Origin of the sequence: Halorussus lipolyticus (assembly GCF_029338375.1) — an archaeon.
Taxonomy (GTDB): domain Archaea; phylum Halobacteriota; class Halobacteria; order Halobacteriales; family Haladaptataceae; genus Halorussus; species Halorussus lipolyticus.
The window spans coordinates 1927544-1939730 of record NZ_CP119804.1; the positions used below are offsets into that span (position 1 = coordinate 1927544).

At 63.5% G+C, this 12187-nt stretch carries 12 protein-coding genes; 9 read left to right on the top strand and 3 right to left on the bottom strand.

The window, feature by feature from the left end; all coding sequences use genetic code 11:
• Positions 1 to 16 precede the first annotated feature (16 nt).
• Positions 17 to 1405, bottom strand: a complete 1389-nt coding sequence (locus tag P2T57_RS09815; RefSeq protein WP_276299020.1) for a hypothetical protein — start codon at positions 1403 to 1405, stop codon at positions 17 to 19.
• A gap of 237 nt (positions 1406 to 1642) precedes the next feature.
• Between P2T57_RS09815 and P2T57_RS09820 the strand changes: the two genes are divergently transcribed.
• From P2T57_RS09820 to P2T57_RS09840, 5 genes are all read left to right on the top strand, one after another.
• The gene (locus P2T57_RS09820) at positions 1643 to 2563 is read left to right on the top strand and encodes an alkaline phosphatase family protein (protein ID WP_276299021.1); all 921 of its coding nucleotides are present in this window, start codon (positions 1643 to 1645) and stop codon (positions 2561 to 2563) included.
• A 4-nt stretch (positions 2564 to 2567) separates the two neighbouring features.
• A complete protein-coding gene (locus P2T57_RS09825; protein ID WP_276299022.1) occupies positions 2568 to 4094 on the top strand; it encodes an oligosaccharide flippase family protein in 1527 nt (508 codons plus the stop codon).
• 147 nt (positions 4095 to 4241) lie between these two features.
• Positions 4242 to 4454, top strand: coding sequence for a hypothetical protein (locus P2T57_RS09830; RefSeq protein ID WP_276299023.1), 213 nt, complete (start codon positions 4242 to 4244; stop codon positions 4452 to 4454).
• Between the two features lie 45 nt (positions 4455 to 4499).
• On the top strand, positions 4500 to 5828 hold the full coding sequence (locus P2T57_RS09835; protein WP_276299024.1) for a sulfatase-like hydrolase/transferase: 1329 nt from the start codon (positions 4500 to 4502) through the stop codon (positions 5826 to 5828).
• Positions 5829 to 5889: 61 nt separating this feature from the next.
• A complete protein-coding gene (locus P2T57_RS09840) occupies positions 5890 to 6789 on the top strand; it encodes an alkaline phosphatase family protein (RefSeq protein ID WP_276299025.1) in 900 nt (299 codons plus the stop codon).
• A gap of 11 nt (positions 6790 to 6800) precedes the next feature.
• On the opposite strand, the gene P2T57_RS09845 is transcribed toward P2T57_RS09840, so the two are convergent.
• Together P2T57_RS09845 and P2T57_RS09850 are read right to left on the bottom strand one after the other, a co-directional pair.
• On the bottom strand, positions 6801 to 7445 hold the full coding sequence (locus P2T57_RS09845) for a hypothetical protein (RefSeq protein ID WP_276299026.1): 645 nt from the start codon (positions 7443 to 7445) through the stop codon (positions 6801 to 6803).
• A gap of 261 nt (positions 7446 to 7706) precedes the next feature.
• Complete coding sequence (locus P2T57_RS09850; RefSeq protein ID WP_276299027.1) at positions 7707 to 7961, bottom strand: hypothetical protein; 255 nt, start codon at positions 7959 to 7961, stop codon at positions 7707 to 7709.
• Between the two features lie 160 nt (positions 7962 to 8121).
• Here P2T57_RS09850 and P2T57_RS09855 point away from each other — a divergent pair, with 160 nt between their 5' ends.
• The 4 genes from P2T57_RS09855 (at position 8122) to P2T57_RS09870 (ending at position 12186) form a co-directional block, all read left to right on the top strand.
• Positions 8122 to 9384, top strand: a complete 1263-nt coding sequence (locus P2T57_RS09855) for a DolP-mannose mannosyltransferase (RefSeq protein ID WP_276299028.1) — start codon at positions 8122 to 8124, stop codon at positions 9382 to 9384.
• Positions 9385 to 9463: 79 nt separating this feature from the next.
• Positions 9464 to 10816: a hypothetical protein gene (locus P2T57_RS09860; protein ID WP_276299029.1), complete on the top strand. Its 1353-nt coding sequence runs from the start codon at positions 9464 to 9466 to the stop codon at positions 10814 to 10816.
• Between the two features lie 289 nt (positions 10817 to 11105).
• The gene (locus P2T57_RS09865) at positions 11106 to 11582 is read left to right on the top strand and encodes a DUF4330 domain-containing protein (RefSeq protein WP_276299030.1); all 477 of its coding nucleotides are present in this window, start codon (positions 11106 to 11108) and stop codon (positions 11580 to 11582) included.
• A gap of 28 nt (positions 11583 to 11610) precedes the next feature.
• Positions 11611 to 12186 (top strand): hypothetical protein, encoded by a 576-nt coding sequence (locus P2T57_RS09870; protein ID WP_276299031.1) that lies wholly within the window; start codon positions 11611 to 11613, stop codon positions 12184 to 12186.
• Position 12187 lies beyond the last annotated feature (1 nt).

Sequence of the window (12187 nt, forward strand, 5' to 3'; positions counted from 1 at the left end):
TCGCGCGCCGGACTACTTAGCTATCCCGACTCGAATCCCGGACCGCGCTCCCGGTGTACGCAAGCGGGAGGGCGACGGCGAACCAGTACCACGGCAACTGGAGCGCGGACGCTGACCGGGCGACGAGGAGCGTCAGAAACAGGGTGAGTCCGCCGACTGCGAGCGCGACGGCGAGCGGGCGGTCCGAGGCCGAGTCGGTTTCGAGCATCGCGCAGTCCCGGAAGGCCCGGAGGTGATACCCGACAAAGAGCGCGAGGCCGACGACTCCCGTCTCCACGAGTATCGTCCCGAACAGCGACGTCGTCTGGTGGGTTCCGACGCCCAGACCCAGCAACGGACGCACCGAGACCAACTCGAAGGCGTACCGGAGATACTGGACGCGGAGCGACCCCGACCCCTCGCTGAACGTCAGTTTTCCGAGTTGGTACGCGAGCATCGAAGTCACGTCCACGCCCGAGACGACGAGCAACGCGACTCCGCCGACCACCGAGACCACGACACCGGCAACCGACAGCGCGAGGACACGCCTCGTCGGCACCGTCTCGACGACGAGCGTCGTCCCGACCAGAACGGCGACGAAGACGGCGAACCCGCCGTATCCGGTCGTGCCCGTCGTGAGGACCAGCAGGACGAACAGGACGACGCCAGCGACGACGGCCTCTCCTCGTCGGAACACGTCGTTGGCTCGATTAGAGAGCGCGAGTGGCGTCACGATAGCGAGAGCGTACAGCAGATAGCTCGCGGTCGCACCCGGTTCGCCGGTGAACGAATACATCCGAGGGAGGGGTCCGACGACTGACGGCGACGCGGGGAACCGCCGAAAGCCGAGGAGGTGGAGCGCGTCGGCGAGTCCGGCGTCGAGGAGGACGCTCGCCTGATACGCGACGCCGAACAGTCCCACGAGAACGGCGCTCAGGACGACCCATCGGGTCACGACCCGCACTTCGCGTCGCGTCATCGTCAGTGCGAGGACGACGGCACCGCCGACCACGAACCACCGAAGAAACAGTTGCGTGACGTTCGTGGACGTAAACGAGAGGCGCGCGAGTTCGAAGGCACCGAAACCAGTGGCGACATCGTAGGGATGGACGAGGACGTTCGCAGGTCTGACAGCTAGAGACAGCACCGTGAGGAGCGCGACGACGGCAAACGCGAAGGCGTAAGCGACAGTCGTCGAACGGTCGAGTCGCAGACTGCGCCGGTTCCAGACGCCGACCGCAAAGTGGCCGCAGACGACGAGCAAGGCGAGTTCGGGCAAGTCGAACGGATGGCTCGCGGCGACGGCGACGTCGAGCGTCTTGAGGGGGATGGCGAGGGCGAGTAGGTACACGGCCCATCGACGCCGGAGGAGCGCCGCCCCGAGGAGCGGCAGAACTGCCAGACCGAGCAGAGTCACTCGCAACACGAATAGACGATGACAGCGGGTACTTTTCTACTTTGCGTATAAAGCCACCGGGCGATTCTGAGAGCGGTTCGGTCGCCGGGGGACGCCCTCAGCGGCCGGGTTTTAGCCACCTTCGGGTTTCTTTTAGAATCTAAATTATTTCTAAGGGAAATACAAATATGTCTTTGTGCGGGAGACCGCGCAGGGGGACGCGAATCGAAAAGGCTACCACGGGCGGGGCGTCGATTTGTCACACGAATGTATACGGGCGCGCAACTGCGCCGGGGTCTGAGCAATCCGAAGCTACTGCTTCGGGAACTGAACAGGCTCTATTTCAGTCGCGGACGACGGTACGAGTTCAACCGGAGCGGAGTCGATATTTTCGAGGAGGACTGGGACAACCTCGTCGTCCTCGATGCGTGCCGATACGACATGTTCGCCGAACGCGACTCGCTCCCCGGCCGGGCCGAGAAGCGTCGGTCTCGCGGGTCGAACACCGTCGAGTTCCTCCGCGGGAACTTCGCGGGACGTGACCTGACCGATACGGTGTACGTGACCGCCAACCCGCAACTCTACCGACACCGCGATTGGCTCGACCCGACGCTCCACGCCGTCCGGAACATCTGGCAGGGCGACGACTGGGACGACGAACTCGGGACGGTGACGCCCGAGACAACGACCGAGCGGGCACTCGAAGTCGCAGACGAGTTCCCCGACAAACGCCTCGTCGTCCACTACATCCAGCCCCACTACCCGTTCATCGAGTCCGACACCGACTTCGACAAGGGGCAACTCGAAGACCCGGACGCGCCGCCATCGTTCTGGCAACGCATCATGCGCGGACGCCTCGACGTTCCCACCGACACCATCTGGGACGCCTACACCGAGAACTTGGAGACGGCGCTTCCCCACGTCGAGACGCTCCTCGACTCTCTGCCGGGCAAGACCGTCGTCACGTCCGACCACGGCAACATGGTCGGCGAGCGGTCATTTCCGATACCAATTCGGGAGTGGGGCCACCCCGCCGGTCAGTACACCGACGAACTCGTGGACGTGCCGTGGTTGGTTGTCGAGTCCGAGTCGAGAAAGCGAATCGTCGCGGAACCGCCCGAACGCGAGTCCAGCGGTGACGACGACGACGTAGCCGAACGGCTCCGAGACCTCGGATACGCGGAGTGAGAGCATGGCAGACACCAACAGCGAGTTGAGCCAACTGCTCTCCAGCGCGGCCGTCGTCTTCCTCGGAACCGTCGTCGGGTCCGCATCGATGCTGATAGAGCGAGTCCTCGTCGGGCGGGCGCTGGACCCAAGCGCCTACGGCGAGATAAGCATCGGCCTCGCCATCCTCTCGTTCGGAAGCATCATCTCGATGGCCGGGTTCGCACAGGGCGTCCCCCGGTACATGCCCCGGTTCGACGCGGAGGCCGACAAGCGGGGCGTCTGGCTCACCGGCATCGGCGTGACGGGACTGGTCTCGGTGGTCGTCACCGGCGTCTTCCTGCTGAACCTCGAAACGCTCGACGCGCTCTTACTCGACGGCGAGGAGGGCGTGCGACTCCTCCGACTGTTCGTCCTCTCGATTCCGTTCGTCGCCGGACTCCGGGTGACGGTCGGCGCGATTCGAGGGTTCGAACACACCATGTACAAGACCTACGTGAAAGACCTCCTGTATCCGGGCGGTCGGATTCTCCTGCTCTGGGTCCTCCTCGAAGCCGGAATCGGAATCTACGCCGCCGGATACGCCTACTTGGCGTCAGCTATCGCGTCGCTCGTCGCGGCCCACCTCCTGCTCCGACGGCTCTTGCCGCTCGTCGGGAGATTCCGGACGTACGCCCGCGAGATGACGGCGTTCTCGGCTCCGCTCGTCGTCTCGACGACGCTCATGCTCCTGTTGACCAAGACCGATACGGTGATGCTTGGATATTTCCAGCCCTCTCGGGAGGTCGGGCTATACGGAGCGGCCTACCCGCTGGCGAACGGCCTGTTGCTGGCTCACGCCGCGTTCGGATTTCTCTATCTCCCATTGGCGTCGCGGCTCGACTCGACCGACGAGCGCGACGAAATCGAGTCCATCTACACGGTCACGACGAAGTGGATATACCTCGTCACGTTCCCCGCGTTCGTCGCCTTCGTCGCGTTCCCCGAAGACGTGGTGACGTTGTTCTTCGGCGACAGATACGCGCTCGCCGCGCCCGCTCTCGCCGTGCTTACGTTCGGGTTCTTCACGAACGCCGCAGTCGGTCGAAACCGGGAGACCCTCTCGGCGCTCGGTAAGACGACGCCGATACTCGCGGCGAACCTGTTCGCGTTCATCTGCAACCTCGGACTGAACCTCCTGTTGATACCCCGATACGGGTTCGTCGGGGCGGCGTACGCCTCTGCTATCTCTTTCATCACACTGAACGCCGTCGTCTACGCGACGCTGAAGCTGAAGTTCGATATAACTCCGCTCTCGGACGAGACCCTGCGGACGTTCGTCGTTCCGCCGGCTATCGTCGTTCCCACTGCACTCCTGCTTTCGCGCTGGACGGAGTTGACAGCAGTTACGCTTCCGGTATTTTTGGTTTCGGTCGGTCTCCTCTCGCTCGGACTGACTGGCGTCGTCGGAGGCCTCCAGTCCGAGGACGGTGTTATCCTCGAACTCGTAGAGGACGCCCTCGGCGTTCGAGTCCCGGTCGTCAGACGCTACATCCCTGACGACGACCGGTAGGGTCGGGAGTAAAAGTCACAGCTTTATACTCACGTTGTTGGATACACGGGATATGTACTCTCTCGCGGATTCGAAACAGGGCTTGGACGACCCCCGGCGGATACGTCTCGGTCGAACAACTCGGATACCGACCGTGAACTCGTCGGCATGAGAGACAACTGGATTCCGACACTGACCTTGGTCGGTCTCGGGGTACTCGTCGGCTTCGCGCTCGGCGAGGTCTCGCTCGTCAGCGGCATCCGGCGGTACACCGGCCGGAAATCGGTAGCGTTGACTCCAGAACTGCTATTCGGCGCGCTCGTGGTCGTCGCGGCCCTGTCGATACTCCTCGTCGGCCTTGTCCTCGCGGCCGGAGATTAGTAAGCGACCGTGGCAACTATACGTTCGAACTTATTCCACGAAGATATGACGAGCGTCGCCGTCGTGGTCCTCGACACCCTCCGGAAGGACGCCTTCGACGACCATTTCGACTGGCTCCCCGGCGCACGGTTCGACAGCGCCTACTCGACCGCCAACTGGACGATTCCGGCCCACGCGTCGCTGTTCACGGGCCAATACGCCTCCGAGGCCGGTGTCACCGCGAAGTCGCCGAGCCTCGACGTGGAGTCGCCGGTCCTCGCCGAAGCCTTCCGGGACGCGGGCTACACGACGCGATGCTGGACGACCAACCCCAACCTCGGCGACCACTGGGACTGGGACCGAGGCTTCGAGGAGTTCGTCCCCCGACGGGTATTCACCCACGCCGACGCCGACCGAATCTTCGACTGGGAGTCGTTCGCGGCCCGACACGCTGACGACGGTCCCGAGAAGTATCTCCGCGCCCTCTGGGAGGTGTTGGTAAGCGACAACGACACGGTGGCGTCGGTCCGGGCGGGTCTGGGGCGACTCCGGGGCCACCAGCGACTCGTGAAGGACGTGCCCGACGAGGGCGGCCAGTCGATTCTCCAGCGAGTGCGCGACACCGATTTCGGCGACGACGAGTTCCTCTTTGTCAACTTCATGGAGGCCCACACGCCCTACGACCCGCCCGAGGAGTACCGGTCGGAGGACGAACCGCTCAACGTCGTTATCGGCGACGCCTTGGCGGGCACCGTCGAGGAACCCGACCGACTCCGGCGGGCCTACGACGACGAAGTTCGGTACCTCTCGGACCTCTACCGGGAGACCTTCGCGGAACTCCGCGAGGACTTCGACTACGTGGTGACGCTCTCGGACCACGGCGAGTGTCTGGGCGAACACGGGATGTGGAACCACGGCTACGGTACTTATCCCGAACTCGGCCACGTCCCGCTCTCGATACACGGTCCCGGATTCGAGGGGTCCTCGGACCGACTCGTGACCCTCCTCGACGTTCACCGCACCGTCGCGGAACTCGCAGGTATCGACGTGGAGTCGCGGGGACGTGACCTCCGAGACGACTCCGACCGGGAGAACGCGCTCGTGGAGTACCACGGCCTGATGCCGGGCCACCGCGACCAACTCGCCCGGAAGGGCCTCGACGACGAGCGAGTCGAGACCCTCGACGACCCGCTGAACGGCATCGCCGTCGGGAGCGACTACTACGGCTACGAGACCCACGACGACGGATTCCAGCACGTCGGCGACCGGCCGGAGTCGCCCGAGGAGACCCTTCGGGAGGCCGTCGAATCGCTCCAGAAGCGCCAGAGCGACGAAGGCCGCGGCGAGATTTCTGACGAACTCCAAGAGCAGTTAGAGGACCTCGGCTACGCGTAGACCGGGCAAAGACAAGTATCTTTCACTAAGTTTAAACCGTGGTGGGGAAAAGCCGACGCATATGTATAGTCTGGCCCAAATAAAGACGGGGTTACGGAATCCGTGGCGGACGGCAGTGGAACTCAACACGTTCGTCCACAGTCGCTTCGGTCGGTGCGACTACAACCCCGCGGGCATCGACATCTTTGAGCAGGACTGGGACAATCTGATAGTTCTCGACGCGTGTCGATACGACGAGTACGAGCGCCAATCACCCGACGGGGGACGGGTGGAATCGCGGACCTCTCGCGCCGGTGCGACATACGAGTTTCTGACGGCGAACTTTACCGGACGGGAACTCCACGACACGGTGTACGTCTCGGCGAACCCGTGGTATCAGAAGATTCGTGACCAACTCGGGTCGTCTCTACATCAGTACGTCCCGGTTCGGTCGAAGGCAGGCGAGGAGGCCGACAGTATCGAAGAACTGACTGTCGGGCCAGAACCGGTCTCGGAGAAGGCGCGTGAGGCGAACGACAACTACCCGAACAAACGACTTCTCATCCATTATCTCCAGCCCCATACGCCCTACCTCGGTCCGACCGGCCGAGAGGAGTTCGAGATAAAGAAAGGGATGTGGAAGCAGGTCAAAGAGAGCGACGTCTCCGACGAGACGCTGTGGCAGGCCTACCGCGAGAATCTCGAACTCGCTCTTGACTCGGTGTCTGAACTGATAGCAGACCTACCGGGGAAGACCGTCGTGACCGCCGACCACGGCGAACACCTCGGCGACCGGAGCGGTCCCATCCCGGTGAAGACCTACGGCCACTTCGTCGGACTCTACACCGAGGAACTGGTCAAGGTACCGTGGCACGTCTACGACAACGGCGAGCGCAAGGAAATCGTCTCGGAGGCCCCCGAATCGGACTCCGCGACCGAAGACGTGGACCGGCAACTGGAAGCACTCGGATACAAACTCTGAGTTTCGAACACTCAGGTCGAGTCGTACGACATCCGCAGTTCGTGGATTCGAGGCGTTCTGCGAGGACGGTCGGTTTCGAGGGCCACTTCGACCGTGATAGCCGCCGAGACCGGAACGTCCTCGGGCGATGAGTGCCACGAGTGGTCGTCGCCGGGACGCCGAAACCGGGTCTCGATGCCGGTCTCGGTCGGCGTCTCGCCGACGACTTCCAGTCGTTTCCACTCGACGGGGCGGTCGGTGCGGAAGGTTCGAGTGAACGACCCCCGAGCGCGCTTGACGCCGACCTTCTGAATGCTTGCGTGGTAGACGTAGCCGTTCTCCGCGTGGTCACCCCGGTCGTGGAGGCGAATGGCGGTCCCGATGTCGTCGCCGCCGAGAATGTACTGGTCGTTGCTGGCCTGTAGGCTGGCTTGAAACCGACCGTCAACGTAGGCGTTGACCGTCCCGCGGGACCCGAGACGTTCCATGCTCAGCACGCGAGGAGCCGAGTGGTCGATAGGGGCGTCCTCGAACTCGTCCCAGCACCACTTTGGCGACCCGTCCTCCACGTACCTCGTGAGTAGTTGGTCCTTCCGGACGTAGAACCCGTCACCACACGAGTCGTCTTCCGATTCCGTCGATTCGATGTTGCCGCCCCCGCCGGCGTCGAGCAACAACCACGGAACACGGTCGTCGGGATTGTTGAACCAGAATTCCCACGCCGCCCCGACGGTCGATTGTGCGTTGCGCTCGGTGACGTTGAATCGCCAGTCAGGATGGGCCTCGAAATCGAGGAGGTTCTCGTCTTGAATCAGTTCGACGATTTCGTCAGTCGCCGCCGTCTGGAGTTCGACGTACTCCTCGTCGGGATGGGGCGTGACCGACGACCCGCCGGGTTCTCTCAGCCGCCAGCCAAACTCGCTTTCGCTCGGGTCCGACTACGTGAAGTCGTCTTCGAGAACAGTTTGGTCGTCGAGGGCCAGCGTGCCCGAGAGCGTCGCCTGCGTCCCGTCGAATTGCCCCGAGAGCCACCCCGAACGGGTCGAGATTGAACGCACGTTGTCTCCTCGCTCTCGACCGTAGGTCTCCGTTCGGGGCGGCGCGCTCGGCGGCGAGAGACCCGACTGCGTGCATCCCGCGGAAAAGACGCCAGTGGCCGCTGTACTCCATCGGAGAAACGTTCGACGGTCCATACTGTTGCCCTCGATTCTCAGGTTAGTTAAACCTCCGTGTCCCGGTTTAGGTAACGAAAACCGCCTCGAAGTTCGCTCCGACGTGAGTCACGAAAGACTGATTACGGTGGTGAGTTTTGTGCCGGACGTGATGACAGGTCTGCGACGAGTGGTACGCAAGATGGGAGAAACTGCCGGGCAGGTCTCTCCGGACCGGCCCGGCGGCTTGCTCGTCGTGCCGTTCGTCGTGGCGTCACTTCTCCAACTTCGTGCCACGCTCCCCGTACTTACCGCTCGTCGGCCACCGCTCGGCGTGGACGCGTGGGTCTTCGAGTACGCCGGTCTCATCTCGCTCCAAGGTTCCCTCCCATACGTCCACATCTGGGACGTCAAGCCGCCGCTGACCTACGCGACGGCGTCCGGTCTCGCCGCTCTCGCAGGCGGCGACCCGCTCGTCACCCACCAACTGAACGTTCTCGTCATGGGCGGCCTGCTGGTCGGCGTCGTCACGCTCGCGTCGCTACTGACCTACGAACTCACCGACGACAGAACCGCGGGCGTCGTCTCTGGTCTCGCCGTCCCGACGTTCTCGCTGTTCTACACCTTCCCTGCCTACGGACTCCGCCCGAAGATGTACGTCATGTTCTTCGGTCTGCTGGGCGTCTATCTCTGCTATCGAAGGCGACCGTTCTGGAGCGGCCTGTCGGCGGCCGCGGCCGCTGGCTACTGGCAACTCGGTATCGTGTTCCCGCTTCTCGTCGTCGGTCTCACCGTCCAGCACTCCCGACAGCGTGACCTCGGGCGCGTCGTCGCCGGGATGGTGACAGTTACGGCACTCGCTGTCGCCCCGTACGTTCTCGCAGGAGAGGTCACGGCACTGCTGAATCAGGTCGTCTTCGCGCAACTGTTCGCATCAGAGTCCGGCACCGTTCTGCACCGGACACTCCGGGCGCGGAACATGCTCGGACGGGCAAGCCTCTTTGGGGCACTCGGTTGTCTCGGCGTCGTCTGGGCGGCGTTGCGCTCCCGAGAGACGTGGTGGGTCGCGGCGGGAACAGGACTCTATCTCGTCCAAATTCTCGAATTAGACCTCGACGGCCCGCCGGACCTGCTCCCGCTCTACCTGTTCCTCGCCGTCGGCGTCGGACTGCTCGTCTCGCAGGCCTCCGAGACCGACTTCGGCTACGATGGCGTCCCGGCGGTAATCGCTGGTGTGGTCGTCGTCGCCGCCGTCGGCCTGATTCTGGGCGACCTCTGGGCACTCCGCGGCGTCGAAATCGTCCAGTACTCGGCCCCACAAGACCTCTCGGACCTCTACTGGCAGGCCGAGATAGCAGAGTCGTGTCACCTCCGCATGTCGCATACCGAGGAGGTCTACTTGGAGACCATCGGCGCAGAACGGTCGAGTGCGTGCGGTCAGACTCCGTCGTGGAAGTACCTCTGAGGACTGCCCGGTACGGACGGCCGTCGGGCAGTTCGAACCAGAACGTGTATTACGAATCATTTGACCATATTCGTAGTACATGAACCTCGGCGTAGTGAGTCGTCGGCAGTTCCGCATCGGGTGTCTCCTCTTGGTTCTCCTCGGCGCTGGTCTCGTCGGTGCAGACTACGTCGGGGCGCGATTGGACTCGGGCGGCGACAGCGGTGCGCTCGACCGAGTGGACTCGTCGGCCGTCGAACCAATTCCGACCGCCAGCGAGTACCGCCCCGAGAACTACACGGTCATCACGAGCGTCAACGGAGCTATCTCGTCGGCCCGCGAGAAAGGGACGCTCGTAGTGGTCGATTCGGCCGGACGAGAAGTGTACGTGAACAACTCCTACAACGTCTACGACGACGTTGACCCGAGTCCCGAGGGGCGCTGGACAGTGAACTACGTCGCCGCCGAGAAACTGTCCGGACAAGCGTGTGCAGAGTTCGAGAGCGACCCTTGTACCCGAAACTTCATCGAGCGACTCAACTTCTCGACCGGCGAGGTCGAACGCCTCTACGCGGCCAAGACTCCCCGTGTGACCAACAGTCGATGGCACGATGCCGACCGACTGGACGAACACCGATTCCTCCTCGCCGACATCGCCGAGGAGCGCATTCTCGTCGTCAACGTCACCACCGACCGCATCGTCAAGGAGTGGAACCTCTCGGACGGGTTCGACCGACAGCAAATCGGGGCCAGCGACGAACACGACTGGGCGCACCTCAACGACGTGGAGATGCTGTCGAACGGGTACGTGATGGCGAGTCCTCGGAACTTCGACCAAGTGATATTCGTCCGACTGGACGAAGGGGTAAACCGCTCGCTCACGCTCGGCTCCGACGACAACTACGACGTGCTGTTCGAGCAACACAACCCCGATTATCTGACCGCGGAAGGCGAACCGCCCGCCGTGTTGGTCGCCGACTCGGAGAACAACCGCATCGTGGAGTACAGTCGGCAGGACGGCGAGTGGCGACAGACGTGGGTGTGGGCCGACCAAGAACTCAAGTGGCCCCGAGACGCCGACCGCTTGCCGAACGGGAACACACTCGTCACGGACACGAGCGGTCATCGTGTCGTGGAGGTGTCCCCGTCCGGTGAAGTTCTCTGGGGCGTGAAAGTCCCCGGTGGATACGACGCTGAGCGCCTCGGGACCGGTGACGAAAGCGCGACCGGGAAACCAGCGACCGCTCTCGAGACGGCCGGGTCGTCGGCCGACTACGGCATCGTTGCGAAGTTCCCGCCGACCCTCCGACTCGCGGTGAACGGCGTGCTGTTCGTCCTCCCGCCGTGGGCGGGCCTCCAGACGCTTCTCGGCGGCCTATTCGTCGTCGTCGCGGGCGTCGTCTGGACCGGTGCCGAGGCCATCGGCGTGTTCCGGCGAGTCTCTCTCGGGTAGCCCGTCGGTCTCCTCGGTCGAAAAGCGAGCAGTCCTCGCCGACGCCCGATTCTCGAATCGGGTGTGGCCGTCGCCAGTGCGTCCACCATCGTTCGAGTAGAGAAACACAAGCAATTCTAAAAGAAATATATTTGTTTTCTATACATATATAAAATTAGTTCATCCGAGGTGATAGCGAGGACCCGCTCGTCGTCGCCGGACAGTTCCACCGAACGCCGAAGGGCAAAGCACAACAGTTTAGCACGCTGACCGACCACGAATTCAAACACGGAGACGGAGTTACGGAATTATGGCTATAATCGACGAAAAGGGGCGACTTTTCGGCAAGGTAAACGTGGTCGATGCGTTCGTCCTGCTCCTCGTCCTCACGGTCGTCGGGGTTGGGGGCGCGTTCGTCCTCGGCGGAGGCGGTGATAGCACTGGCGCGGACCAGACCGCGACCGTCCGGATGGAAGTGACGGAGGTCCAACCATACGTGGCCGACGCGATTTCGACCGGACCCGTCGGTAGCGACGGGGTCGTCGCAGTCCGGAACAAGTCGGTCGGTCCCGCCATCGTCACGGTCACGACCGCGAACGGGACACTGCGACAGCGCGAGCATCCCCGCAAACGGACCGTCGAACTCAGCGTCGAACTCGACGTGACCGGGGCGGGCGACGACCCGACGTTCAAGGGGAAAGAGTTGGAAGTCGGACGGACGGTTACGCTCGACCTCGGTCGCGTGACGGTCGAGGGTCCCATCACCGCGGTCGGAACCGAGGAGTGATGCCGGGAGCATCGACCGGGAGGGGACGATGACCGAGAAACAGACCTCGGCGCTCGAAGGCTCTGCGGTCGTCCGGATAATTCGCTGGATGCGACGACTCGTCGGCGGAGACGGACGTGCGGGCCGCAGTGAGTTCGGAACCGCGCTGACCGCAGTTCGCACCTCGCTGATGGCGCGGTGTGTTCGGACTCTCGGACGGTGGGGCCGTGAGGCCGCGGTGTATCGCTGGCTAACCGCCGGCCCAAAACCGGACGCGGCGACGGTAGACCTCCGGGAGAGTCGCACGCTCGGACCGGTCGTCGAGTTGTTCGGTCGAATCCCGTCCGACGCCTTCCGAACCGCGGTGACGCTACGAGTCGGTCGAACGACGAGAGCGAGTGCGCTGGCGGACCCAGTTCGTGCCGGCCTCGCGGTCGTCTCGGGTGCGTTATTCGCTTCGGCTATCGTCGCAGGGAACGGAGTACTGGGTGGACTGGGACTGGTATCGCTCGCGGGTTCGGCGCTCGCCGCGAGCGAGCGATTCGACGTGGCGGCGTGTCTCGATGGGTCGGCGTCTATCCGGATACTGGCGGCAGTGTTCGCGCCAGCAGAACCCGAAGAGTAGC

Bases quoted from the DNA above. Each gene is read 5' to 3' on its own strand.
- P2T57_RS09870 (WP_276299031.1), top strand. From the start codon at position 11,611: ATGACCGAGAAACAGACCTCGGCGCTCGAAGGCTCTGCGGTCGTCCGG.
- P2T57_RS09855 (WP_276299028.1), top strand. From the start codon at position 8,122: ATGGGAGAAACTGCCGGGCAGGTCTCTCCGGACCGGCCCGGCGGCTTG.
- P2T57_RS09850 (WP_276299027.1), bottom strand. From the start codon at position 7,961: ATGGACCGTCGAACGTTTCTCCGATGGAGTACAGCGGCCACTGGCGTC.
- P2T57_RS09825 (WP_276299022.1), top strand. From the start codon at position 2,568: ATGGCAGACACCAACAGCGAGTTGAGCCAACTGCTCTCCAGCGCGGCC.
- P2T57_RS09835 (WP_276299024.1), top strand. From the start codon at position 4,500: ATGACGAGCGTCGCCGTCGTGGTCCTCGACACCCTCCGGAAGGACGCC.
- P2T57_RS09840 (WP_276299025.1), top strand. From the start codon at position 5,890: ATGTATAGTCTGGCCCAAATAAAGACGGGGTTACGGAATCCGTGGCGG.
- P2T57_RS09860 (WP_276299029.1), top strand. From the start codon at position 9,464: ATGAACCTCGGCGTAGTGAGTCGTCGGCAGTTCCGCATCGGGTGTCTC.
- P2T57_RS09865 (WP_276299030.1), top strand. From the start codon at position 11,106: ATGGCTATAATCGACGAAAAGGGGCGACTTTTCGGCAAGGTAAACGTG.
- P2T57_RS09830 (WP_276299023.1), top strand. From the start codon at position 4,242: ATGAGAGACAACTGGATTCCGACACTGACCTTGGTCGGTCTCGGGGTA.
- P2T57_RS09820 (WP_276299021.1), top strand. From the start codon at position 1,643: ATGTATACGGGCGCGCAACTGCGCCGGGGTCTGAGCAATCCGAAGCTA.